At 56.2% G+C, this 25,453-nt stretch carries 20 protein-coding genes; 9 read left to right on the forward strand and 11 right to left on the reverse strand.

From position 1 onward, the window contains the following. Nucleotides 1-173 precede the first annotated feature (173 nt). The 6 genes from Mag101_RS16780 to typA all read left to right on the forward strand — a co-directional run bounded on the left by Mag101_RS16780 (nucleotide 174) and on the right by typA (nucleotide 8,086). Nucleotides 174-1,013: a MipA/OmpV family protein gene (locus tag Mag101_RS16780; RefSeq protein ID WP_077407615.1), complete on the forward strand. Its 840-nt coding sequence runs from the start codon at nucleotides 174-176 to the stop codon at nucleotides 1,011-1,013. Continuing rightward, nucleotides 1,010-1,387 (forward strand): DUF3019 domain-containing protein, encoded by a 378-nt coding sequence (locus tag Mag101_RS16785; RefSeq protein WP_077407617.1) that lies wholly within the window; start codon nucleotides 1,010-1,012, stop codon nucleotides 1,385-1,387. The genes Mag101_RS16780 and Mag101_RS16785 overlap by 4 nt, the downstream gene beginning before the upstream one ends. Further along, nucleotides 1,384-2,085, forward strand: a complete 702-nt coding sequence (locus Mag101_RS16790; RefSeq protein ID WP_077407619.1) for a response regulator transcription factor — start codon at nucleotides 1,384-1,386, stop codon at nucleotides 2,083-2,085. The genes Mag101_RS16785 and Mag101_RS16790 overlap by 4 nt, the downstream gene beginning before the upstream one ends. Beyond that, nucleotides 2,085-3,266: an ATP-binding protein gene (locus Mag101_RS16795; RefSeq protein WP_077407621.1), complete on the forward strand. Its 1,182-nt coding sequence runs from the start codon at nucleotides 2,085-2,087 to the stop codon at nucleotides 3,264-3,266. The genes Mag101_RS16790 and Mag101_RS16795 overlap by 1 nt, the downstream gene beginning before the upstream one ends. A 212-nt stretch (nucleotides 3,267-3,478) precedes the next feature. After that, entirely contained in the window at nucleotides 3,479-5,902 is a 2,424-nt protein-coding gene (locus tag Mag101_RS16800) for a transporter substrate-binding domain-containing protein (protein WP_077407623.1), read from the forward strand. 375 nt (nucleotides 5,903-6,277) lie between these two features. Beyond that, a complete protein-coding gene (typA, locus tag Mag101_RS16805) occupies nucleotides 6,278-8,086 on the forward strand; it encodes a translational GTPase TypA (RefSeq protein ID WP_077407625.1) in 1,809 nt (602 codons plus the stop codon). Between the two features lie 64 nt (nucleotides 8,087-8,150). Here the strand turns inward: typA and Mag101_RS16810 are convergent, their stop codons facing one another. The 3 genes from Mag101_RS16810 to Mag101_RS16820 all read right to left on the reverse strand — a co-directional run bounded on the left by Mag101_RS16810 (nucleotide 8,151) and on the right by Mag101_RS16820 (nucleotide 11,768). Continuing rightward, nucleotides 8,151-10,046, reverse strand: coding sequence for a C39 family peptidase (locus tag Mag101_RS16810; RefSeq protein WP_077407626.1), 1,896 nt, complete (start codon nucleotides 10,044-10,046; stop codon nucleotides 8,151-8,153). A gap of 256 nt (nucleotides 10,047-10,302) precedes the next feature. Beyond that, nucleotides 10,303-10,863 carry a glutathione S-transferase family protein gene (locus tag Mag101_RS16815; RefSeq protein WP_077407628.1) on the reverse strand — a complete coding sequence of 187 codons (561 nt, stop codon included), beginning with the start codon at nucleotides 10,861-10,863 and terminating at the stop codon, nucleotides 10,303-10,305. Between the two features lie 128 nt (nucleotides 10,864-10,991). Further along, nucleotides 10,992-11,768: an outer membrane beta-barrel protein gene (locus Mag101_RS16820; protein WP_077407630.1), complete on the reverse strand. Its 777-nt coding sequence runs from the start codon at nucleotides 11,766-11,768 to the stop codon at nucleotides 10,992-10,994. A 23-nt stretch (nucleotides 11,769-11,791) separates the two neighbouring features. Here Mag101_RS16820 and Mag101_RS17925 point away from each other — a divergent pair, with 23 nt between their 5' ends. Further along, complete coding sequence (locus Mag101_RS17925; RefSeq protein ID WP_157520472.1) at nucleotides 11,792-11,938, forward strand: hypothetical protein; 147 nt, start codon at nucleotides 11,792-11,794, stop codon at nucleotides 11,936-11,938. A gap of 108 nt (nucleotides 11,939-12,046) precedes the next feature. On the opposite strand, the gene Mag101_RS16825 is transcribed toward Mag101_RS17925, so the two are convergent. Next, a complete protein-coding gene (locus Mag101_RS16825; protein ID WP_077407632.1) occupies nucleotides 12,047-12,598 on the reverse strand; it encodes a macro domain-containing protein in 552 nt (183 codons plus the stop codon). 81 nt (nucleotides 12,599-12,679) lie between these two features. On the opposite strand from Mag101_RS16825, the gene Mag101_RS16830 reads away from it, so the two are divergent. After that, nucleotides 12,680-13,813 carry a sensor domain-containing diguanylate cyclase gene (locus Mag101_RS16830; RefSeq protein WP_077407634.1) on the forward strand — a complete coding sequence of 378 codons (1,134 nt, stop codon included), beginning with the start codon at nucleotides 12,680-12,682 and terminating at the stop codon, nucleotides 13,811-13,813. A 40-nt stretch (nucleotides 13,814-13,853) separates the two neighbouring features. Here Mag101_RS16830 and Mag101_RS16835 read toward each other — a convergent pair whose 3' ends face one another. Next, entirely contained in the window at nucleotides 13,854-14,243 is a 390-nt protein-coding gene (locus Mag101_RS16835) for an acyl-CoA thioesterase (RefSeq protein ID WP_077407636.1), read from the reverse strand. A gap of 228 nt (nucleotides 14,244-14,471) precedes the next feature. Between Mag101_RS16835 and Mag101_RS16840 the strand changes: the two genes are divergently transcribed. Next, on the forward strand, nucleotides 14,472-16,151 hold the full coding sequence (locus Mag101_RS16840) for an NAD-dependent malic enzyme (protein ID WP_077407637.1): 1,680 nt from the start codon (nucleotides 14,472-14,474) through the stop codon (nucleotides 16,149-16,151). Between the two features lie 72 nt (nucleotides 16,152-16,223). Here Mag101_RS16840 and Mag101_RS16845 read toward each other — a convergent pair whose 3' ends face one another. The 6 genes from Mag101_RS16845 to Mag101_RS16870 form a co-directional block, all read right to left on the reverse strand. Continuing rightward, a complete protein-coding gene (locus Mag101_RS16845) occupies nucleotides 16,224-17,117 on the reverse strand; it encodes a polyphosphate kinase 2 family protein (protein WP_077407639.1) in 894 nt (297 codons plus the stop codon). Continuing rightward, nucleotides 17,114-19,687, reverse strand: a complete 2,574-nt coding sequence (locus Mag101_RS16850) for a plasma-membrane proton-efflux P-type ATPase (protein ID WP_077407641.1) — start codon at nucleotides 19,685-19,687, stop codon at nucleotides 17,114-17,116. The genes Mag101_RS16845 and Mag101_RS16850 overlap by 4 nt, the downstream gene beginning before the upstream one ends. Nucleotides 19,688-20,038: 351 nt before the next feature. Beyond that, nucleotides 20,039-21,190: a PQQ-dependent sugar dehydrogenase gene (locus Mag101_RS16855; protein ID WP_077407643.1), complete on the reverse strand. Its 1,152-nt coding sequence runs from the start codon at nucleotides 21,188-21,190 to the stop codon at nucleotides 20,039-20,041. 160 nt (nucleotides 21,191-21,350) lie between these two features. Then, nucleotides 21,351-23,255 (reverse strand): DUF885 domain-containing protein, encoded by a 1,905-nt coding sequence (locus tag Mag101_RS16860; RefSeq protein WP_077407645.1) that lies wholly within the window; start codon nucleotides 23,253-23,255, stop codon nucleotides 21,351-21,353. A gap of 163 nt (nucleotides 23,256-23,418) precedes the next feature. Further along, nucleotides 23,419-24,279: a mechanosensitive ion channel family protein gene (locus Mag101_RS16865; RefSeq protein ID WP_077407647.1), complete on the reverse strand. Its 861-nt coding sequence runs from the start codon at nucleotides 24,277-24,279 to the stop codon at nucleotides 23,419-23,421. Between the two features lie 146 nt (nucleotides 24,280-24,425). Beyond that, nucleotides 24,426-25,442: an NAD-dependent epimerase/dehydratase family protein gene (locus tag Mag101_RS16870; protein WP_077407649.1), complete on the reverse strand. Its 1,017-nt coding sequence runs from the start codon at nucleotides 25,440-25,442 to the stop codon at nucleotides 24,426-24,428. Between the last annotated feature and the right edge of the window lie 11 nt (nucleotides 25,443-25,453).

The raw sequence follows: 25,453 nt of genomic DNA on the forward strand, positions 1-25,453 counted from the left end.
ACTGGCGTGCGCGCTTAACGACAGCACAAAACTTCACAGTCAGCTTTTTCTCTGAGGTGAAGTGTCGCCTGTATCATTTTTGTAACAATTTGTTAGCTTTTGCTGCGTTCGCTAGCGACGCACGGAATCACTGTGATAAAAGTTGCCACTAATAAAAACATAACAACTGTCCAATGTTTCCAAGAGCCCTCATAACGCTATTCAGCCTGCTCATCTTCTGCACACAAGTTGCGGCCGAAGAGTCACGCGCGCCAGTCTGGAAGTTGAGCGTGGCGGTTGGCGAGGGTGTTATCGAGAACCCGCTAAAGGGCCGGGATAACGGGACAACCAGCCTGCTACCGTCTTTCAGCTACTATGGCGACCGCTTCTTTGTAAGCAATCTGACCGTCGGCTATTCCCTACTGGAGCAAAAGAATCTTTATGTGGACCTGGTCGTCAGGCCGAATGAAGACGGAATATTTTTCCAGCTGGACCGTGACGACTACACCATGGCCTCACTGTCGAACATCCTCGGCAGCAACGGTGGTGCCTTCGGCTGGACACCGGAAAATATTTCACGGGATATCTCCGCGGTCGCGGGGCCGAGCGCAACATTCGTTACCGCGCCGGTGGATATTTCCTTTGCCTATTTCCACGATATCACCAAGGTCCATTACGGCTCCGAAACGCATCTGAGTTTCGATAAGCAGTACCCATTGTTTGGTGGCGCGTTCGCCTGGAGCCTGGGTGCGGTGCAAAAAGATGCGGACCTGGTGCACTACTACTATCACCTCCGCCCCGAAGAAGCCGGCCGATTCGCCTACTCCTACACGCGGCAATTTCCCCCTGACGATGTCACCGACCGCTACGCGCGAGTGCAGTTCGCCTACCCGCTGGGGAAACGCTTCGAATTCAAGCTCGCAGCCAAATTCAACCAATTCGATCTGGATGGCAGAAACCCGCTATTGATCGAAAAGCCGGAAACCCTGAGCTGGTTTGCCGGCATTCAGTACAGTATCGGTGGTGACCGATGAAACAACTGTGCTTGCTTCTCTTTAGCATTTTTCTATTGGGCCTCAACCAAGGCGCGCTGGCGGCAGAGTTGCACATCACGCCATCGCTGTGTGCGGTGGCGGAAGATGAAGAACTGTGCAGTATTTCGGTGACGGTAGATTTCCAAGCGGACGATGACAATGACTACTGCCTAAGCGTTTCCGGGAGAGGTCTGGTGAGCTGTTTTTCCGGTAGTGCTGGCCGCTCCCTGCAGGTCTATGTCTCAGCACACGAAGACCTTTTCTTTCAGGTAACCAATAGCGCCAGCGGAATACAGGTAGCCCAGGCAACGCTCAAAGTCGCCAAGTTTCGCCCCAAACGTCACCAGCGCCGCTATGGCTGGGGGTTCTTATGAAGCCCGTAAGCGGCTATCGCATCCTGTTGCTCGAAGACGACCAACAGCTCGCCGAGCTCACCTTGCGTTTTTTGAGTACGCGCCGGTGCGAAGTGATACACGCGGCCAGCGGCAAGGACTTTCTTAAGGCGCTACACCATCGCGACTACGACCTTATTATTGCCGACGTCGTATTGCCCGATGCCAGCGGCCTCCAACTGTTAGAGCAATGCCGACACCAGATCAACTGCCCATTAATTTTTCTGAGTGCGCTGAGTTCCGTAAGTGATCAGGTTACCGGCCTCGATCTGGGTGCCTGCGACTATCTGGTAAAGCCCGTAGACCCCGAATTACTGTGGGCGAAGATCACCGCAAATATCAGAAACGCCAAACGCCCCACCCTGGTAAGCGATATTTGTTTTGGGCCACTGCAAATCGATCTGACCACGCGCGCCGCATCCATTTACGGCGATGTCATTGAACTGACGGCAAACGAATTCGATCTGCTGCTGATTTTTGCCGAGCAACCCACCCAGCTGTTGAGCCGCGAATATCTTTTCCGGCGGGTGATCGGGCGGGAATTTGACGGGCTCGATCGAGTGGTGGACATGCGTGTCAGCCGTCTGCGCAAAAAGTTGGACAGCTTCAACGATGGCGTGGCGATCCGCTCCATTCGTGGCCGTGGCTACGCGCTACACACGACGGCTGGGAACGGTTAATGCGAAGTCAAATGCTGCGTTTGCTGGGGATCTTTGCTCTGGCACTCATCGTCGTGCTGAGCGCACTGAATGCGTTGTACCAGAATTATTCCGACCAACCCGGCGAATATGCCATCAGCGCCGCACAACTTGCCAAAGTACTTGAGCACCGCGACACACCGCTCGCCCAACGCTATCCGCTGAATGCCGTGCACTTTCCCCGCGACCTGATGGAACGCATGCGGGCTGGAGAAATTATCGGCCTGGACAATAGCGATGAGCAGATCCTTTTCTATCATCTGAGTGATAACAACGTTATCCAGATCGGCCCCTTCCCGCAGCGACAACAGGAAAACGTAACGCAATGGCGGCTGCTGTTTATTGGCGCCATGCTACTGGTGTTACTGGCCGCAATCTGGCCAATGTTTCGCGACCTGAATCGCCTGCAAAATACCGCAATTCGTTTCAGCAAAAAGCCATTCCGCTTACCGTCGCGCACCAGCCGTCGTTCGACCATTTATCCTCTGGCGGAGACTTTTCGTCGCAACGCAAATATCGTGCTGGGATACTGTCGCATGAACCAGGATCTGGCTCGCACCATCGCGCATGAAATTCGCACACCGCTGGCGAGGATCAAGTTCCAGTTGGCCCTCGAAGACAAAGGGAACGAGGGCAACCACATGATCGCCCAGGCCACGGGCGATATCGAATCGCTGATCGAAAAATATCTGACGTTTGCCAAAGTCGAAATTCAGGAACAGTTTATTTCCCGCAAGCAGAACGCACTCAATCCGTTTTTCAGTGGGCTGTCAGATTCTCTGGAGGTGCAGTGCCCGGACTTGCAGATCGGCTACTACTTTGCCGATGGAGATGCCTGGTTTGAACCGGATTCGTTGACCATTGCGATTCACAACCTGATCACCAATGCGCGCAAATACGCTGAGGATCGCGTGGATGTTCGTTTCCATCACGATATCAACCGCTGCGTACTGACCATTGAGGACAACGGACCCGGGCTCGCCGGCGACGCACTGGAGCTGACCGACGCCTTTACGCGGTCGGCAACGGATGATCAGGGCTACGGGCTGGGTCTCTATATCGTCAAGAAGGTGATGATGTGGCACGACGGAGAATTTCAGTTGGACCGATCGCCGACACTCGGTGGTACCCGCGCCACCCTCAGCTGGCCAAATTCAGCTTGAGCAAAAAACTCTTGGATTTCCCCACCCGTCTTGTAGCTACTAGTAGCTATTAGCAGCTACACGTCAGCTCCATAATGTCGTCAGAGCCTGTGTCATTACCCATCGACAAAGACGTCATAACTAACTGACTGGACCACAGCCATCTACCCGCCGGCGAAGTCCTCACCCGTAACTAAACTGAAAATATTCCTTCATGAAGCCGGGACGGGCCGATGCCAACCAACCAGCGAGTAATTCTGGGCCTGTGCCTAATCTGCATAGTGTTTTTATGTGGTGGCTGCGACCGTACATCGAAAGATTCAGAAACCCGACAACCAGGCACAGTTGGCGCTGAAAATGGCGAGGTCGATCATTCGTCCACTGACAGTGATGCTGACGGCGCCACTATAAATGGCACGGCGGGCCAACCCCATAAGAAGTTCACCGGTAAAGCGGCGCAAAAAGGCGACCTCCGGCCTAGCGCTGTATGGGATCCAGACACCACCGCGGAATACCCAATTGGCGCATTCAATAACTATATCGAAACCGGTGATCTGAACGCGATTAAGAAGCGCGGCATGCTGCGTATCCTGATTGACATCGCCAACACAGATTCTTTGCACCGCGCGGCGACACAGCAGGACATTGAGATTGAATTGGCACGCCGCAAGGCGGAAAAGCTGGGTCTCGAACCCGTGGTGCTGTTCGTGGAAAATTTTGACCGACTTATTCCACTATTGATCGAAGGCAAGGGCGATATCATCGCGAACAATTTGGTGCCCACCAGAGAACGTGCTGAACTTATCGACTTCAGTAAAACTGTCGGCAAGACCCACGACACCCTGGTATCGAACACGGATACGCCGGAGGTCAAGGCCGGCGATTCCCTGGAAGGTAAAACCCTCGCGGTTACCAAGGGAACTGTTTTTGAGACCCGCGGCAGGGAAATCGCCAAACAGCACCCGGGCCTGAAACTCGAGGTGGTCACTCAAAATTATGTCGAACTGGCAATTGACGTTTCCATGGGGCATATCGACTTCACGGTAATCGATGAACAGATTTTCGATTTGGTGCAACAATTCCGTGACAATATCAAAAAGAATGTGGTGTTTGAGCGTGAAGACCCTCTGACCATCGGTATTCGCAAAGACTCACCACAGTTGAAACAGGCGCTCAATGAGGCCATTCGCAGTATCAAACTGACCAACCCCTACGAACGCCATATCGGAGACCTGGACTCAATCAAGGAGCGAGGTGTGCTCCGCGCGGTGACCCGCAACCATCCCGGTACCTATTTTATGTGGAAGGGACGGGTGATGGGATACGAATACGAACTGCTGCAGCAGTTTGCCAAGAGCCTCGGTGTCCGACTGGAGATTGTGGTTGCGCCCACCCACCGCGAAATATTCACCATGGTGCGTGACGGCAAAGCAGATGTAGCCGCCAGCCTGATCTCTGACACCGACGCGCGGGATGAGGCCGGCATGGACTTTGGCCCCCACTACATACAGGCAGCGGTATCCATTGTCGGTCAGCCGGAGGACAAGTTAGAGACACTGGAAGACCTGAACGGCAGAACCATCCATTTGCTGAAGTCGAGTAGCCAGTTCGAACTGCTGATGCAGCTGATGCAGGAGCGACCAGAGTTTAAGGATTTAAAAATCGATATTGCGCTGGTACCGGAAAACCTGACCATCCCCCAGATTCTCGATCATGTGGCCGATGGCGAGTACGACCTTACGATTGCCGATGACGTGACCGTGCGTCTGGAAAAACATTGGCGCGACGACATCGTCAAAATTTACGACCTTAAAATTGAAGATAATTTTTACGCGTGGATGGTGCGGGAAAATAATCCAGAGCTGCTCGCTGCAATAGAGAAGTTTTTCAACACCCCCAAAATCGTCAAACTGCGCGAGACTCTGTACAAGAAATATTTTGACCAACCGCGTAGAACACGGGATGAAATCAAGTACCTTAGCGAGAAGGGTGAGATTTCTCCCTATGACGAGCTGGTAAAAAAATATGCGGAGGAGTTTAACTTCGACTGGCGATTGATCGTCGCGCAAATGTTTCAGGAAAGCTCGTTCAACCCCAAAGCAAAATCCTGGGTTGGTGCGCAGGGTCTGATGCAGGTCATGCCGGATACCGGCAAGCAGGTGGGCGAGAATAACCTGTTCGACCCTGAGACCAGTGTGCGCGCCGGCCTGAAGTATCTGCGCTGGCTGTATCGCAAATTTGAAGACAAGGGTATCAGCCCCGAGAACAGAATGTGGTTTACCCTCGCCTCATATAACGCTGGCCTCGGACATGTGTACGACGCACAGGACCTGGCGGAGGAAAAAGGCTGGGACCGCAATGTCTGGTTTGGCAACGTGGAAAACGCCATGCTGCTGCTGGCAGAAAGGAAATACTACTCCAAGGCACGTTACGGTTATGCACGCGGGCAGGAACCCTACGATTACGTACGCAAAATATCCCAGCGCTTTCGCACCTATGCGGCACTGCTGGAAGCCTACCGTCGCCAGCAGGACGTCAGCGCGATTCACTGTGTGGTAGCTGGAGCCTGGCCGGATTGGCTTGATTCCTATGCTACGGGTGCCGGCCGCGACGCGAGACGGTGCCTGAATGCGCGGGCACTGGCCAGTACCCACTGAAGCCATGGATGCTGTATGCATGCCCTAGCGCGACGCTTAATACCTGCCATGAACCGGGTTTTTGTTCTGCCATATTCGCAAATCAGGAGCCCGGAAATACTGGCATAACTAGCTCTTGAGTCCTAAATAGCGTTTTTAGGCCAGTAAATAGACGCTTCTCGGTGCCGAATTCGAGGGGCTCTCCCGCCAACAAAGCGACTTTTTCGCACAACTTTTCACCAGCCCAACTCCCAATTGCCACATTTCAGCTCTATAATGCGCGCGCTTTGGCCGGATAGCCGCTGTATCTCATCTCAGCCCAGCCCCCGCCTGACCTAATTCTCTGGTGTGACCCTATGGTTGCGCCCAATCACGCATTACGCCCAGAGGCCCCCTGTGATAGACAATCTTCGCAATATCGCGATCATCGCCCACGTTGACCACGGTAAGACCACCCTGGTGGACAAGCTGCTGCAGCAGTCCGGCACCCTCGACCGCCGCAGCGCCGATTCCGAGCGCGTGATGGACTCCAACGATCAGGAAAAAGAGCGCGGCATTACCATCCTCGCCAAGAACACCGCGATCAACTGGAACGACTACCGCATCAACATCGTGGACACCCCGGGGCACGCCGACTTCGGTGGTGAGGTAGAGCGCGTACTGTCTATGGTGGACTCGGTGCTACTGTTGGTAGACGCGGTAGACGGCCCCATGCCGCAGACCCGCTTCGTAACCCAGAAGGCGTTCGAGCAGGGCCTCAACCCGATCGTGGTCATCAATAAGATCGACCGCCCGGGCGCGCGTCCGGACTGGGTCATGGACCAGGTGTTCGACCTGTTCGACAGCCTCGGTGCCACCGACGAGCAGCTGGACTTCCCGGTGATCTACGCCTCGGCCCTGAACGGTATCGCCGGTAACGACGAAACCGATATGGCGGACGACATGACCCCGCTGTTCCAGATGATCGTCGACAAGGTTGAGCCGCCCAAGGTTGACCAGGACGGCCCCTTCCAGATGCAGATCTCCGCACTGGACTACAACAGCTACGTGGGCGTGATCGGTGTTGGCCGCATCACCCGCGGCACCCTGAAGCCGAACCAGCAGACCGTTGTACTCGACCGCGAAGGCAACTCCCGCAAGGCCAAGGTACTGCAGGTAATGGGTTACCTGGGCCTCGAGCGTGTGGAAGTGGAACAGGCCAGCGCTGGTGACATCGTCTGTATTACCGGTGTGGGCGAGCTGAATATTTCCGACACCCTGTGTGACCCGGAAAACCCGGAAGTACTGCCTGCGCTGACCGTGGACGAGCCCACCGTAAGCATGACTTTCCAGGTGAACGACTCGCCGTTCGCCGGCCTGGACGGCAAGTACGTCACCAGCCGCAATATCAAGGAGCGCCTGGACCAGGAACTGATCCACAACGTGGCACTGCGTGTGGAGCAGGGCGATTCTCCGGACAAGTTCAAAGTATCCGGCCGCGGTGAACTGCACCTGTCGGTACTGATCGAATCCATGCGTCGCGAAGGCTTCGAGCTGGGTGTATCCCGTCCGGAAGTAGTACAGAAAATTGTCGATGGTGAAGTACAGGAACCTTACGAGCAGGTAGTGATCGACGTCGAAGATCAGCACCAGGGTTCCATTATGGAAGAGCTGGGTCTGCGCAAGGCCGAACTCACTAACATGGAGCCGGACGGCAAGGGCCGCGTGCGCCTGACCTTCGTGGTACCGTCCCGCGGCATGATCGGTTTCCGTAACCAGTTCCTGACCCTGACCAGTGGCTCCGGCATCATGACCAGCATCTTCGACCACTACGGTCCGGTGAAGGAAGGTGACGTAACCAGCCGCATCAACGGTGTACTGGTATCCATGGTGAAAGGCAAGACGCTGGCCTACGCCCTGTATGCACTGCAGGACCGCGGCCGTCTGTTCCTGGGCCACGGTGAAGAAATTTATGAAGGCCAGATCGTCGGCCTGCACTCCCGCGACAACGACCTGGTGGTTAACCCCACCAAGGCCAAGCAGCTCACCAATGTGCGCGCCGCGGGTACCGATGAAGCCCTGACCCTGACACCGCCGATCCGCCACACCCTGGAACAGGCACTGGAATTTATCGAAGACGACGAGCTGTGTGAGGTAACCCCGAACCACATCCGTCTGCGCAAAAAAATCCTGCAGGAAAATATGCGCAAGCGCGCGAAGAAGTAATTTCTTCCACGCACAAAAAAACGGGGCCAACTGGCCCCGTTTTTTATTGGCTTAACACAATCAGTTATTCATAGATGTGCAGCCATAGATCGTCGCCAGTGCCATTGTCGTTAATGGCGTACTCAAAGGCGTCTTTCGGGTAGCGTACGCCTTCGCCGGAAACATTGGAGTTGTAGCTGCCCCACTTCTGCAGGTTCCACTGACCGAACGGATCATTCACGGTGTAGTACTCACCATCAAAGTCGGTCACCACCATGATGTGGCCCGGGTTGGTGAACCAGCCGTGCACAATCGCCAGCTTGCCGGTAGTCACTGCGTCGCGCAGCTCCTGAATGGTGCCGTTGGTTTTGCTGTCCGCGCGCTTGCTGCTGCCGGCGCGAATCGCCATCTGGTTAAAGCCCCACTCCAGGTCCGGCACCGTTTGCAGTACCCCACCGAGTTCTTCGTACAGGTAATCCGGGGTTCGGCCATTAGCGGCGGGGCTGGTGAAACCGAAGTGGTCGGTAACCATCGCCAGTGAGGTGATGGAGCAGGTGCCGTAGGGGTCATAGTAGTTTTCGGTTTGTTTCCAGTAGGGAATCGCAACCGGCGCCGGCGGGTCTACCGGATCAACGGGATCGACAATCACACCGGAATCACCCAGATAATCGGTCAGGTTATTGTTACCGGTATTGCAGTCGGTCGCATCAAACTCGGACATATTCCAGTCGAGTGCCGCCCAGTCATTCCACACGGCCTGCGGTACGGAGCCGCCGGGCACACGCCAGACCGAGGTATTCGGGCCGGCCGCTTCGAGGAAGTCGGTCAGCTGTGCCGGGGTGATATCGTCGTACTCGGTGGAAACAATATGCCAGATCGGCTTCTGCGCACCCATTTCGCGGTATTCACAGTTACCCGCAGCAATCCACTGCTTGGCCGCCTGCATGTAGGGCTGGCCCCAGACTTCCACATAGGTCTGCGGCATGTGGAAATCCACATACTGGTCGATGATGCCTACATTCATCCCCTGATCCATCGGGTTACCCCAAGTGGTGGTGCCGATGGGGAAACTGCCAGAGAAATGTCCATCGCGTTCCGCGTCATCACGTGCGGAAAGCATTGCCTGATAAATGCTGTGCAGTTCGGTAGTGGTGTTGTTGAACTCTACCTCCACATCCAAGACAAAACCGACATAGCCGTATTTAGCGGCATAATAAAGTGCATCCGCCTGCGCGCTTTCATTGCCCGGGTAGTTATAGGACCAGGCCCAGGGCTCGATACCGCGGGAGCGGTAAATATCGGTGGTGGTGGTCGAACAGGCATCGGCAAACAGGCCACAGTTCTGCGAACCGTCAGCGATCTTGATAAAGATACGCTTTACACCCATTGCCGCCAGCTCATCTGCCAGCTGCGTGTGGGTGCGACCGAGACCGGCCTCATCGATATACCACAGCCAGACACCGAATTTATTCACCAGCTGCGGAGCGGGATCTGGATCCGGCGCATTGGCAATTTCATCTTTTACCGCGAGGTAGAAATTCGCCGACCAGCGATTGGTGTAACAAGCAGTGCCTCCACCTAGGCGGTCGCAGGCCTCAACCTCTTCGCCCTTGAAGTTGCCGTACACATTATTTTCCGCACCGCTCACCTGTTCAAAACAGTGGCCTCCGTAGGTAGGGGAGCGCACGGTGTCGTCCGGACAGCTGCCGGTGCCGCGCAGGTTTTCGGTGAAGCCGCGGGACCAGCGCAGTACTTCAACATTGGTACCCTGTACCGGGTAGGTATAAGTATTGGTGCAAGCGCTGCCACCGCCATAGGCAACGCACTTGTCGACCATGGCATTGGTGAATGGACCAAAAGCATCGGTTTCGGTTGCACAAAAATCTAATGAGGAATCAAAGGTGGAGCCTTCCGGACACAGGGCATGTCCTTTTGCGCAAAACATTAGCGCCGCCACCAGAAAAACTTTTCTGAGCGTCATGGTTTTTTCCTGTATTTATTTTTTTAAAGGAAAAGACAAGGGACCGCAGAGCGCACAGCCAGAATTACGGCGCTCACCGCTGTCTCCTGAGGGTGTTATATGACGAGCGGGGTTTTTTAAGAAAATCAGAATCTATCGGTGGGAGCGATTGTAGCGAGAAAACTACTTGAACAAATGTCTAGCAACGAAGAAAAATAGCAAGTGGAAATTTGCGAAAGAGGCATACCCACAGGCCTACCTCTTCACTTTAATGCAATTAAGCGGGCGGGGCGGTCGCAACAAATATGGGATCTTCGCTGGCAACTTCCAGTAAACGCTGCAGGTTTTCGTGCCCGTCAATAGAGAAGCGATTACGGAATTGCCCCCAGGCTACGCCGACCGCTACGCGATAATGAGCATCATTAAATTCGCCAGCCACCGGCAGAGGCGCGGCGTTCAGCTCACCCAAAATGGATGCAACACGTTTTTGCTGGCGACGGGTGTACACGTTCTCATTCAGGTCCAGGCCAGTGCGCTCCAGCAGGAACAAATTTATCGCGCTATCGAGCAAGGTATTTGCGAGACAGTAGCGATCGAGATCTCTGATATCACTGATAAATGCCTGCCCCGATTTTTCGCGGACATATTTTACGATGGACGTGGAATCGGTCAGCCTGAGCGCGCCATCTTCCAGGAAAGGCACACGCAGGGTTGGCGTACGGGGATCCTTGCTGGTATGAATATCCAGTTCGGCCATTTCCCAGTCGAGACCTGACTGCATCAAGGCAATACGGCAGTGGCGTACAAAAGGTGAGGTGAAGCTACCAAAAAGTTTCATAGCGCGGATGTTCCTTTTACAAATCCATATCCGGGAGGCGGGGATCTGCATCATGACGAAAAGAACGATGCGCGGCAAATAAAAAACGGGCTCCAGGGCCCGTTCTTTAGTCGGTACACAATCCGCAATCAGAAATTGAAGCGGGTACCCAGCTCGGCAACAAAGCTGCTCATTTCCATATCAAAACGCGCGTCGAACAGGTCCGCATTGACGCGGATATCGTCGGTTTCGCGCCAGCGCACGCCACCGAATACGGTCAGCTGCTCGGTGGCATCAAAGTTAACACCGGCCATTATCTGATAGGCGAAGACACTGTCGTCATCGTTAATGATCGTTACCCCGGACGGACGATACTCTATGTCGACATCGGCGTTACCAATACCAGCGCCGATGTAGGGCTTAAAGGGGCTGCCCAGATCGAAGTCGTAATACACGTTGGCAAACAAATAGCTCGCATCGAATTCACCGCGACCATTAGCGACCAGGTCCGCAACAGTCACACCCAGACTGTCCGGCGCACCCGTCACCAGAACCCCGGCATCTTCACTGCCCAGCGCGATACCCGCGGTGGAAACATTGCTGTGGGAATCAACATCATTCATGGAGCGCGCGTACTCGGCTTCGAAGCGAATCTGCCCCATGTTGTAGCCGAGGGTCAGGCTGTAGGCGGTACCACTGTCGACATTGGTATTCCAACCCACATCGGTACCCGCGGGCAGGGCAACGCCGGCCGGCAGGGTGGTGCCCGGCCCGGTTACGAATTCACTACTGAAGCTGCCACTAGTGGCGGTGTTATCCATATCGCTGTAACCGATGTTACCGCCAATATAGAAATCCTCCGCCTGTGCAGAGATAGAAATTGCGCTCACCGCCAGGGCAAGGGCGAGTTTGTTTTTGCTGAACATAAAAGGACTCCGGTATTTGCTAGATGATTCAGATCGCGTTTTTGATCTTTGTCATTGATGGTTGCGATTGGAGTACGGGTGCAGCAAAAGTGCGGATTGATCGCGAAGGGAAAAATTTAAAAAATCGTGAAACAGTTGGAAGTTCAGAACATTCGTTCGATTGGGATTAATCTGCGAGAAAAAATCCGGCGTATCAACGCGTTAAATCACGAAGAATTTTGGCACCGATTCAAACACAGGAAGGATTTCGACACGCGCGTAGATCGCGCCAAATTCTGTTAAGCCGAAGCTGCCGGATCACCGCCGTTTTGATTTTCAGAAAAAAAACGCGCATCTACTTTGCGCCAGGTGGCGAGCGCCGCCCGCGAGTGCAGGCTTACGGTCAGCTGCGAAAAGTCATCCTGCGCGGCACGCAGGGCCGTGAGCCCCTGGTGGGCTGCAATTTCATGGGGGAAGCGATTGGTGCCGGCACCGAGTGCCGGGAATAGCAAACGGCGCAAGCCGCGCTCCCGAGCGAGCGCCAGTACACTGTCATAGCACTCGCGCAATTGCGCCACTCCCTGCGCACCCCACTGATCGCCACTGCTCCACTGTGGAGTGACTGTATGGATCAGATGATTCACAAGAAGGTTGGGCGCAGCACTCACCCGGGCCTCTCCCACCGGGCACTCCGGCAACTGTGAGCATTCACTGACCAGTGCGTCACCGGCGCGATCGTAGACCTGTGCAGACAGCCCGCGCCCCCGAATCAGGTGCTTGTGGGCGGGACACACCAGTGCATCGGCCTCCAGACTGAGAACGTCTTCACAAATCAGTAGCAGCCGCCCCATGACCCTCTCCGCGCCAGTCCCATTCGCCTTTACTATAGCCCGCTGAGCGCCCGGTGTTAGCCGGCGGGAAATACACGGCCAATGGAAATGGCCGAACAGAGTACTGGCGATACCATGGAAATCACTGCATCACCCACCAACGAAATCTTGCGCAGCGACAGCGCCGACCCGGTCGCGCAGGCGCGCGCACTGGAACTGCGCCGGCGGATCCAGGCCTCGGGCTATATGCTGATCTTTGCCCTCGCCATTACCGGCGCCATGGGCGTCATTGCGCTGATGTCTGCGGATGTGGTGCTGTCCGCAACCCTGTTCGCTGTAGCCGGGATCATTCTGCTGTCCTACGTGGGCGTGAATGTCGCCGGACCCAGCCGTAAGACACCGATGCTGGTGGGTGCCCTGTTACTGGTACTGTTCTTCTATCTGTTGCTGTCCGGCGGCGTGAATAACACCGGGCTGATGTGGGCGGTCATGCTGGTGCCGGGCTTTATCAACCTGTATGGCTACAAGTGGGGCACGGTGACCCTTGCTGGTGTCGGCGCCACCACCGGGCTGATCCTGTTCTACCCGGATTTCCCCGGGCTGCTGGCAGAGTACGATACCGCCCACCGCGCGCGCTTTATCGCCGTATTCGGCGCCCTCACTGCGCTGACCGCGATCCTCGACAGCAGCCGTCACCAGACCCAGCAAATGCTGCACAAGCTCACCGCAGAGCTGGAAAACCATGCCAGCACCGATGCACTCACCGGGCTGGCCAACCGCCGTGAAGCCTACCGCGCCATCGACGAGATGGAACGGCGCAACCGCGAACTGGCCGGGCGCTACACGGTCCTGATTGGCGACCTGGACAGCTTCAAGGCCATCAACGACACCTACGGCCACTGCTTCGGCGACCGCATCCTGCAGGACGTCGCGCAGACGCTGCAGGACAATACCCGAGCGGATGATGTGGTAGCGCGTTGGGGGGGCGAGGAGTTCTTGATCCTGCTGCCCAATACGGACGTACAGGGCGGCGGCATACTGGCCGAAAAGCTGCGCCACAAGGTGGAGGCGTTGAGCGCCCAGTACGAAGAGGATGTGAAGATTTCCATCAGCTTCGGCGTTGCCGAAGGTGGCAGCAACGCCAAACAGAGCGGGCAGAGCCAGCTACTCGCAGAAGCCGATTCCCGCCTTTACCGGGCCAAGGACAGCGGTCGCAATCAGGTCATCACCGCCTGAGCACGGCAAACGCTGTCTAAGTCATGATCGTCACGCGGAGTTAAGCCAGATGCTCCAGCAGCGTCTGTTTAACATCTTCCGGAATCGGTGCCTTGGTCTGCTGCGCATAGTCAAAGTGCACCATCACACAATCCCCCTGCGCCACCAGCTTGCCTTTCTGCCACACTTCCTGATGAATGGTCATTGAGGTATTGCCCACGTTACTCAGGCTGGTGCGGATCTCCACCGGCGAGTAGAGGTAGATCTGCGCGACGAAATCCACATCCATTTTCTTCAGGATCAGATTCCACTTCTGCAGATCCAGGGTGGGATTGAACAGCTCGAAGATCGGTGTGCGCCCCTGCTCAAACCACACCGGTACCACGGTGTTGTTGATATGCCCGAGGGCATCGGTTTCGCTGAAGCGGGGTTCGATCTGAAAGCTGAACATGAAAATCCTTGCAAAGTTTTGTGTTGTTTTGCCAGAGCCTACCGCACTTTCTTTTCTAATTGTTCTTTTCAGAAAAATTCCGCTTTTACCTCCCTGTCGGGGTGGGACACAGACGCACAAGCCTGCGTAAAATGCGCACCAGAATTTCCTGCGCGTCAATGACAAAGGCTGTCGCGCACATGACTGTTTACCACCATATTGGTCGCCGAATTAGCTGTTTACTTATTTATGAGCCAGAAAACCAAACGCCCCCTGTATATCCCCCACGCCGGTCCCTCGCTGCTGGAGATGCCGCTGCTGAACAAGGGCAGCGCTTTCACCCTACAGGAACGTATCGAATTCAACCTGGTGGGCCTGTTGCCCAACAATGTGGAATCGATCAGCGAGCAGGCGCGGCGCGCCTACCATCAGTACCAGCAATGCAGCACTGACCTGGAGCGCCATGTCTACCTGCGCGCAATTCAGGACGACAACGAGACTCTGTTCTTCCGCCTGATCGAACAGCATATCGAAGAGATGCTGCCGATTATCTATACCCCCACCGTGGGCGCGGCCTGTGAAGAGTTCTCCAATATCTACCGCAATCACCGCGGTTTGTTCGTGTCCTACCCGGACCGCAAACACATGGACGACATCCTGCGCAGTGCGACGAAAGAGAACGTAAAAGTCATCGTGGTCACCGACGGTGAGCGTATCCTCGGCCTGGGCGACCAGGGTATTGGCGGTATGGGCATTCCCATCGGCAAGCTGTCCCTGTATACGGCCTGCGGCGGCATCAGCCCAGCCTATACGCTGCCGGTCACTCTGGATGTGGGCACCAACAACCGCACCCTGCTGAACGACCCCATGTATATGGGCTGGCGCAACGAGCGTATTTCGCAGGAGGAGTACGATGAATTTATTGAGGAATTTATTGCCGCGGTAAAACGTCGCTGGCCCAAGGTACTGATTCAGTTCGAGGACTTCGCCCAGAACAACGCCATGCCGCTACTCAACCGCTACCGCGATGAAGTGTGCTGCTTCAATGACGATATTCAGGGCACCGCTTCGGTGGCACTCGGCACCATGCTGGCCGCATGCAAGGCCAAGGAAGAGAAGCTCTCCAAACAGAAAGTGTTGGTGGTGGGCGCCGGTTCCGCCGGCTGTGGCATTGCCGAGCAGGTGGTGTCCGCCATGGTCGGTGACGGGCTCAGCGAGAAAAAGGCCCGCGAGCGTATCTTTATGTTCGACCGCTATGGTCTGGTTACCAACGAAATGAAGGGCCTGCACGACTTCCAGGAAAAGCTGGCACAGAGCACGGAAAAATATCCGCAATCGCCGGAGTGGGACCTGCAGACCCTGATTGAACACGTGAAGCCCACCATCCTGATCGGCGTATCCGGCCAGGGCGGATTGTTCACCCAGCCAGTGATTGAAGCACTGCACAAAGGCTGCAAGCGCCCGCTGGTAATGCCGCTATCCAACCCAACCTCGCGCGCCGAAGCCATGCCCCAGGAAGTGCTGGAGTGGACCCAGGGAGAGGCCATGGTAGCGACCGGCAGCCCGTTTGAGCCAGTGGAAGTCGAAGGCAAAAAATACCCCATTGCCCAGTGCAACAATGTGTATATCTTCCCGGGTGTCGGCCTCGGTGTGATCGCGGCCAATGCCAATCGGGTTACCGAGAATATGCTGATGGCGGCCTCCAACGCGCTGGCAGAAAACGCGCCGGTGGTGAAAGAGGGCAGCGGTGCGCTGTTGCCGGCGATGTCGAATATTCGCGAAGTGGGCAAAGCCATTGCCATGGCCGTGGGCCTGCAGGCGCAGGAAGACGGGGTCGCCCCGGGCATTACCCAGGAAAAGCTCGAGAAGAATATCGAAAAGAATTTCTGGTCGCCGAACTACCGCCGCTACCGCCGGGTTGCCTTCTAGGGCAGCGCTTAAGGGAGCGCGTAAGGCAGCACTCCGCAATACTTCGTCTGGCCGCGACTGCGGCCGGACGATTTACTTCTTACCGCCTTTCTTCTTTTTCTCGCCATTTTTTTCCAGATCCTTGTCCTCTTTGTTCACTTCTTTGTGCAGAGCATGGTATTTCTTGCGGGTGCTGTCGATATCCACGCTGGGTTTGGGAAACTTCATATCCATCGATTCCAGTGCGCGCAATACGATTTGCGATACCGCCAGGTTGCGAAACCACTTTTTGTTCGCGGGGATTACAAACCATGGCGCATGCTTGGTACTGCATTTTTCCAGTACATCTTCAAACGCCGCCGTATAGTCATCCCAGTACTGCGCCTCGGAGTAATCGGATTCACTGATTTTCCAGTGTCGCGCCGGATCATCGATGCGCTTCTTGAACCGTTCCAACTGCTCATCGGCGTCGATATGCAGGTAAAACTTGAGCACCATGGTGTCATTGTCGGCGAGTAGCTTCTCGAAGTTATTGATGTGCTCGTAGCGACCGGACCAGACTTTCTTCGGCACGATATTGTGCACCCGCTGAACCAGCACATCCTCATAGTGCGAGCGATTAAAAATCGCCGCATGCCCACGCCGCGGAGTGACTTTGTGGCAGCGCCACAAAAAATCGTGCTCCGACTCCGCTTTTGACGGTTGCTTGAACCCGGTTACTGTACAGCCCTGGGGATTCATTGATCCCAGTACATGGTTGATGGTGCCGTCCTTGCCCGCAGCGTCACGCCCCTGCAGGCAGATCAACAGTGAACGCTTGTGCTCCGCGTACATCAGATACTGCAGCTCACGCAGTTTGGCCTTGTACGCCTGCGTCACTGCAATCGCCGCATCTTCGTCCTTGATATCACCGTGATACGAGGCATCAATTTTATCCAGGTGCACCTTGCTCCCGGGTTTGATCCGAAAATCATCAAAGTAATTCACTGCGTCTCTCCGGAACTTTTTTCCGCGCCACCGAGATGCTGGTAAAGCACCCGTTTGACCACATCCAGCACAAACATCCAGGCGAGCATGTAACACCACACCAACCCGATAATCGCCCAGGGTATTTTCGGCACCAGCCAGCCAAAGCCGCACATCAATACCGCCAGCACCTGGGTGCCGAGAATAGCGACCACAAGCGGCCGTGCAGGCCAGGGTTTTGCATAAAAAGCGTGACGCGCGCGCACCACAAACAGCAACAGGTGACCACCGGCGACGATCTGCAGAAAGACAACAGTTTGCAGCTGTTCTTTGCTGAGCGCGATCCACGACTGCCACTCTTTATTGCCGAGCCACTCCATACCGATCAATAAAAGCCCGACCGTTTGTGCAATCGCAAACAAGCCCAGCACGCCGGCACCAAACAGCAAACGATGCATTTGCCAGTGCACCGGGCGCGCCGGTTCGCGGGTGTTATCGTAGGCAATGGTCATGATGGGCACATCGTCCAGCAGCGCGATCAGCACGATCATCACTGGCGTCAGCGGGGTAAATCCGAAAAATACGGTGGCGATCACCACTACCGCCATAATGTCCAACGTCATGGCAACGCGAAACAGCATGTAGTTAAGGATGCGCACGAAAATTCGACGCGCTTCATCAATGGCGTCTACCACGGTAGACAGACCCGGCGCGGTGAGAATAATCGCAGCCGCCGCGCGTGCGGCGTCGGTGGCGCCACTCACGGCAATACCGCAATCCGCCTGTTTTAGTGCCGGGGCATCGTTGACCCCATCGCCAGTCATCGCCACCTGGTGATGCTGGCCCTGCAGCGCTTTCACAATCGCGTATTTGTGTTCGGGAAACACGCGCCCAAAGCCATCCACCTTTTCTACACAGTCGATGCTTTTCTGCGGCAGGTGATCGGGATTTAAATCCTTGGGAAATACATCGGCGGCATTCAGGATATTGGTGCCGATACCAACCTGTTCTGCGATCTCCTTGCCAATGGCGACATCGTCGCCGGTAATCATTTTGACCGCGAGCCCGTGCTCCCGCGCCCTGGCGATGGTCTCACGGGAATCTTCGCGGGGAGGATCCTCCAGTGACAGGATGCCGAGAAATGACCAGTGATCGCCGTCATTTGCCGACATGGAAACGGCCAGCGCACGCAAGCCATGTTCGGCCAGATCCGCCACGCTCTGCTCAACTTTCTTCGCCGCGTCGCCTTCAAGTGCACACAATTTGGCGATGGCCTGGGGCGCACCTTTGGCGAAGCTCAGGGCCTTGCCGTCGGCGTCGGTCACCTTGGCGAGTGTGTATTTGGTGACCGGGTCAAAGGGGGTGAAGTCGCCGCGGGTATACCTCCTCAAAGCAGACGGGTCTTTCACACCAGCCGCGATCGCACAATCGATGGGGTCACTGGAACCGGCTTCGGAGGCCAGCGCAGCACCGACGATCAGGGTATCGGCATCCTCTGCATCAAACAGTTTTGGTTCGTGTAAGGTGAGCTGGTTTTTGGTGAGCGTGCCGGTCTTATCGGTACACAGGATATCCACGCCCGCGAGTTCCTCGATCGATTCGAGGCGCGACACAATGGCTTTCTTGCGCGACAGCGCCAGCGCGCCCAGCGCGTTGGTGACGGTGACCACCGATGGCATCGCGACTGGAATCGAGGCAATCAACAGCACCAACACCAGACGCAAAATATCTACCGCGCTGGACCAGTGCCAATCCTTCGCCACCACGATATCGTGGTACAACTCATAGCCCACCAGAATCAGCGCCAGTAACAGGCAGAAAAAAATCAGAAAGTCGCCGATCTGGGTCATGGCGCGCTGTGAATGCGACATGCCTTTGCCGGCACTGGCCACGAGTTTGGCGGTGCGACCAAAAAAGGTATTACTACCCGTACCGATAACCACAGCACTCATGGCGCCGCGCTTGGCGATACTGCCGGAGTAACCGATGTCGCCGACCTTCTTATCCACCGGCAGTGACTCACCGGTGAGCGCGGCCTGATCAATGCTGATGAAGTCACCATCGATAAATCGCACATCCGCGGGCACTATCTGCCCCAGACGCACGCGTACGATATCCCCGGGGACCACTTCCGCCGCATCCACCGCCTGATAGTCACCATCGCGCAGCACTTCCGCTTTGGGCGCCATACCGGCTTTCAGCGCAGCGAGCGCACGGGAAGCCTTACGCTCCTGCCAGAAACCGGCTACGGCGTTGTACAGCAGCAGCACGCTGATAATCGCGAAGTCGGCCCAGTGCCCGATGATCGCCGACAGCAAGGCGGCAGCTTCGATCATCCACGGTATCGGGCCCCAGAAATAATGCAGGAAGCGGCGCCATGCACTCTCCTCTTTTTCGGTGATGGCGTTGGGACCAAATTTTTGCAGGCGTGACTTGGCATCCGCACCGGTGAGGCCCTTGGCGGACGTACCCAAAGTGGCAAAGACACTCGTCAGATCTGCCTTCTGCAGGTTGACCTGATCGGGTGTGGCTGAGTTGCCGGATGCAGCAGTTGTCGGTTTCCCGTCACCGGAAGAAGTCGAAGTAGCCAAGGTTTCCCCAGATCACAATACACGCAGCGACCGCAAAAAACGGCGCCATATAGTTAATCTAGCAGCTGGCGATGGTTTTGCCGCCCAAGGGCATGCGGGAAGAAAAAATGCCGCCTTGGGCAAAGGCGGCATAAATGGGGCAACTCGCAGGTGCTCGGGGGTGAGCACACTAGGAGGGAGAGACAAAAGACTGCAAAGGGGGTCTGTGTTTTGTCTCGGAGATTTCTACGCGGCGCGCCGCGGGTTGGATTACTGATGCGGTGATTTTTTGGCGAAGATTTCCCTTTATAAAAAACCCCGCCAAATGGCAGGGTCCTTTACACGAAATTTTTTCAGCGCTCGCAGACTGTGTTAATCCACGACGGGCTCCAAACGGTAAAGGCCACCATCGTTGGTATCGTTCAACAGATAGAGATAACCATCCTTACCCTGGCGCACATCGCGAATCCTTCCCACCTGTCCTTCGAGCAGGGTTTCAGTTCCCGTCACCTTGTCGCCATCAAGTACAACCCGCACCAGTTTTTCACTGCCGAGTCCGCCGGCAAGCAGGTTGCCGTTCCAGGCCGGGAAACGCTCACTCTTGACCAGTGCCAGACCAGACGGCGCGAAGCGCCCGTCAAAAATTAACACCGCATCGCGCACGCCCGGTGCCGAGGGCACGCCAATGGCGGCCTCGCCACTGTATTCAAAACTTTTGCTCACGGTGGGCCAGCCGTAATTAACACCGGGCTCAATCAGGTTGAGTTCGTCGCCGGTGCGCGCGCCATGCTCGCTCGCCCAGATATGGCCGTCGGCAGTGACCGTCATACCCTGGATATTGCGGTTGCCATAACTGTAAATTTCATCATGGCCGCGCTTGTCACCAGCAAACGGGTTTCCTTTTACCGGCGCACCGGTGTCGCTCATGCGCAACACACTGCCGGCATGATCGCTGATATCCTGCGCGCGCTCACGCACTATACCGCGGTCGCCAATACTCATCAGCAGGGTGCCGTCCGGCAGCCAAGCCAGCCGCGAGCCGTAGTGCCGCCCCGGGGCAGAGTAACGGTCCTGTTCGAACACCGGCTGCACATCGGTCAGCCCCTGCTCACCGAGCTTGGCACGCACCACTGCGGACGCAGATTCCGCGCCATTAGCAGACGGTTTTGAATACGTCAGGTAAATCCAGTCGTTGGCACCATCACCAAACTTGGGATGCAATACCACATCGAGCAACCCGCCCTGACCCTTGGCGGAAACTTCCGGTACACCTTCGAGATAGGTAGTCTTGCCGTTATCTATGAGCGCCAGGCGCCCGCGACGCTCGGTCACCAGAAAGCGGCCATCCGGCAACTGTGCGACTGCCCAGGGATGATGCAAATTTTCAGCAAGCTGCACGATGCGAAATGCCTGCTGCTGATTGGCGATGTTTTTCTCGATGACTTTTTCCGCGAGTACTGGCATTGCCAAGCACAGCGCGGCCGCGACGAGACCGGTACGTAAATAGCTGACCGGGTTTAACATAGCGATTTCTCCATAATTCTTGGTCGGGGCCGAATAGATTTTTGGTCCGCGTATATACGGCGCATTTTTAAAGTTGGCTCAGGGCTGGCTTGGTATTGGGCCGGCACTGGCAAAAAAAAGCCGGGCAAAGCCCGGCTTTTTCGACGTGTCCTCGCGAGGATTAACCGTCGGTTTTGGATTGTTTCTGATCTGCAATCCAGTTTTCTACACGCTGCTCCAGCAACGGCAATGGCAGGGCGCCGCCACCGAGAATGGTGTCGTGGAAGCCGCGGATGTCGAACTTGTCACCCAAGGTTTCTTCGGCCTTGCTGCGCAGCTCTTCAATTTTCAGCATACCAATCTTGTATGCAGTGGCCTGGCCCGGGTAGGTCAGGTAGCGGCGCACTTCAGAGCGCACTGCCGTCTCTGGAATGGCAGAGTTCTCCAGGAAGTACTCAACGGCCTGATCCTGGCTCCAGCCCTTGGCGTGCATACCGGTATCCACCACCAGGCGGATGGCGCGCCACATTTCCGCGGTCAGACGACCGAAGTCATTGTAAGGATCCTGGAACTGGCCCATCTCCTTGGACAGCTTCTCGGAGTACAGCGCCCAGCCTTCGATGTAAGCAGTGGAAAACGCGTTGGTGCGGAACTTGGGAATATTCTCCAGCTCCTGCGCGATAGAGATCTGCATGTGGTGGCCCGGGTTACCCTCGTGGTAGGTCACGGTTTCCATATCCGCAGTAGACAGCGCGCTCATATCCGACATGTGCACGTAGTAGGTGCCCGGGCGGCTGCCGTCCGGTGTGCCCGGTACATAGTGCTGGGCGCCACCGGGGACTTCGCGGAATGGCTCCACGCGCTTCACGATCAACTTGGCTTTCGGCAGGATTCCGAAGTACTCCGGCAGCTTGGCGTCGATATCGGCAAGGAAACCGTCCACCTTGTCCAGATACTCTTTGCGGCCTTCATCGGTGTTCGGGTAGTAGAACTGGTCGTCGGTACGGATAAAGGTAAAGAACTCTTGCAGGTTGCCGTCGAAGCCGACTTTATCCTTGATCGCCTCCATCTCTTTGCGAATACGCGCAACTTCATCCAGACCGATCTGATGCACCTCTTCCGCAGTCATTGGCTGGGTGGTGTGGTTGGCCAGACGATTGTTGTAGTAGCTGTCGCCGTCCGGCAGGTGGGAAACGCCCTTGGGCACCTCATCCGCATTAACCTTGTCTTCCTGCAGCCAACCGATGTACGCGTCATAAGAGGGCTTCATTTGGCTTGTGAGCGCGGTTTCTACCTGGGTCAGCAGGTCTTTGGCGGTGGCCTCATCAATGGTGCCGGCGTCTTGCAGCGCGGCAATCTTCTTCTTCGCATCCGCCATCAGCGGCGCATCGTCGCCATCGCTGAATGGCTTACCGGTGGTGACCTTCTGCGCGCGTTCGATGGCCAAGTCATAGGTAAACTGCGGCGGGCGGATTTCCTTGTTCGCGGACACCTTGGCGCGCTCCAGCAACTGACTTAACGCCGTGCTGATGCCGCCGATACGGGTGATGTAATCACGCATGTCCTGTTCGGTATCCACCTTGTGCTGATTGATCAGGAAGGTGGGGAATTGAGCTTCCGGGCCGCCCAGCTCGCTGGCGAAGTAGCTGTAGTCCCAGAATGGCAGGTTGGCCTTTTCCAGCTCGTACTGCTGGATCCACAGGTCGTAGGATTCTTTGCCCTCGGTGCTCAGCTTGTCGTAGTCAAACTGCTGCTTCATCTCGTCGACGGTGGTTTTTTTCCACGCCAGCTGGCTCTCCGCCGCGGCCTTGGTCATATCGTCGATTTCGCTGTACAGCTCTTTGCGGCCCAGGTAGCTCAGCTGAATAGGGCTGAACTTCAGCTCTTCTTCGTACTTGGCATCGAACCACTCGGTCAGGCGCGCAGTCTCGTCCTGCTGGGTGTCTTCGGGGGTCAGCGGCAGTTGGGTGGCCTGCTCACCGGATTGAACGGCATCGGCCTGTTCAGCTTGTTTCTTGGGGTCTTCACCCTGCTGGCAACCGGCGACGGCCGCTGCAATAACCAGACTCAGGAGCGCTTTGCGCATAGTTTCGCCTCTTTAAAAGTACTACTCAGTAAACGGAATGATAGGAAAAGAATAAGAAAAATTTAGCCGGCCAAGATGGCAGTGCATCACAGGTTCGTCGATACCTCTGCGACGAAATTGCCATCACACGGGATAAACAGCGGCCCCGGCACCTTGGCGGATCTCATTTGGGGGCGGCTTTGGGGGCAGTTTTGGGGGCTATCTTTACACCGTCCCCTCCGACAACATGCAGTTCCCGCTGCGGGAAGGGGATGGAGAGCCCCTCAGCTTCCAGAGCGGGTTTGAGCTGCTTCATCAGCGCCCAGTACACATCCCAATACTCTTCGGTTTTCACCCACGCGCGCAAGTGCAGGTTGACCGCGCTATCAGCAAGTTCACGCACCGCGTATGCGGGCTCCGGGTCCGCCAGAATACGCGGCTCCTCAGCCACCAGCTGCCGCAGGACACGCATCCCGGTTTCAATATCATCACGGTAGGCGATGCTGGCAACTATTTCGATACGGCGCTTGGGATTGCGGCTAAAGTTGGTGAGCGTTTCGCCCCAGACTTTGTCGTTGGGAGCGGAGATACGGAGGCCATCCGGTGTATCCATTTCCGTAGTGAACAGGCCTATCTTGCGCACGGTACCGATGGTACTACCGAACTGAATGGTTTCACCGACCCGGAACGGGCGCAGGCCCAGCAGCACAAAACCCGCGGCAATACTCTGTAACGTGTCCTTGAGGGCGAGGCCGATCGCGAGGCCGGTGGCACCCAACAGAGCCACCAGTGAGGTGGTGTTCGCACCGAAAATATCCAGCACCACCAGGCCGCCGACAACATAGGTAGCCCATACCGCAAGCGTCTCAAGTACCGGGACCAACGTTTCGTCGATGCCGCGCTCACTGAGGCGCGCTACCGCGCGCGACACCAGCTTTGCAGCAATCCAGGTCACCACCAGTGCCAACAGGGCCCAGAGAATATTCGCCCCGACAGCCGTGAAAACCGGGGCAAGTTCCTGCAACTGCGCTTGCAAGCTTTCCATGCGTTGTTTCCCTTCTACGGTTTAGTAGCGAGCGCGGATTTATTGAGGGGCTGAGAGAAAGAAATGCTGCACCAATTGCAAAACCAACAGTATCGCCACCAGGATAAAGATAATATTTTGACGATTCACTCGTGTTTCCCCTGAAGTTATTTTGTCTGTGGAAGCTGCAACAAGCCTTCGGCCACCAGCCAGTCGCGGGACTCGGTCAGCATATCCTCGAGGCTTACGCGACTTTGGTAACCCAGTTCTCGTTCGGCACGACTGCAATCGGCCAGAGCGCGTCCGGTCAACATCGTTGCCTTTTGCGGCGTTACCGCGGGTTCCCGCCCGCTAAAACGCGCAGCGATATCGGATATGCGCGCAAGCGTATGGATTGCCAGCGCCGGTGTCGTGCGCTTGGGCGCGGGCACCCCAACCAGCTTCGCAATGATGCCGAAGAATTCCAGAAAACTGGCGTCGGTGCCGGCGAGAATATAGTTCTCACCACTGCGCCCGCGATGGAAAGCACTGATATGCGCGCGCGCCACGGCACCAGCATGACAAAAAGAACCCGCGCCGGGTGGCACGCCCGGCAACTTGTTTTCTGCCAGCATAAAAAATGTCTGTGCCCAGCTGGAGACATCGTATTTGCCGACAATGGCACAGGGGTTGAGGAACACCACATCCAGTCCCTTGGCCGCTTCGCGCAACACTGCCTGTTCCGCGTGCATTTTCGAGTAGTGGTAATGGAAGCGCGGGTTGGTGGCGAGCTTGGGGCTGGCTTCACTGATTACATCGGAGTGGTAGCCGTAGGCCGAGATTGAACTGGTGACGATCATGCGTCCTCGGTGGGCATCTGGCTGTGCCGCGAAATGCTCACGCGCAACCCTGGCCAGGTTTGCCGAGCCTTCGACATTATCTTGCCACTGCTGTGCGTCGCCACCGCGCCACATACTGGTGTTGCCGGCCAGGTGAAACACCGCATCGAGTTCTTGCGGCAGCGCTGCACGCAGCGATTCGATATCCCCCAGCGACGCCGCCACCGACGTGGCACCCAACGCGCGCAAGCGTGCCGGGTCCGAGCTTGGCCGGTGCATGGCGGTCACCTGCCAGCCATCGGCCACCAGTTGTTCAATCAGGTTGGCACCGAGAAAGCCGGTACCGCCAGTCACAAATGCACGCATGAATTCCCCCC

This window comes from Microbulbifer agarilyticus (assembly GCF_001999945.1).
GTDB lineage: Bacteria > Pseudomonadota > Gammaproteobacteria > Pseudomonadales > Cellvibrionaceae > Microbulbifer > Microbulbifer agarilyticus_A.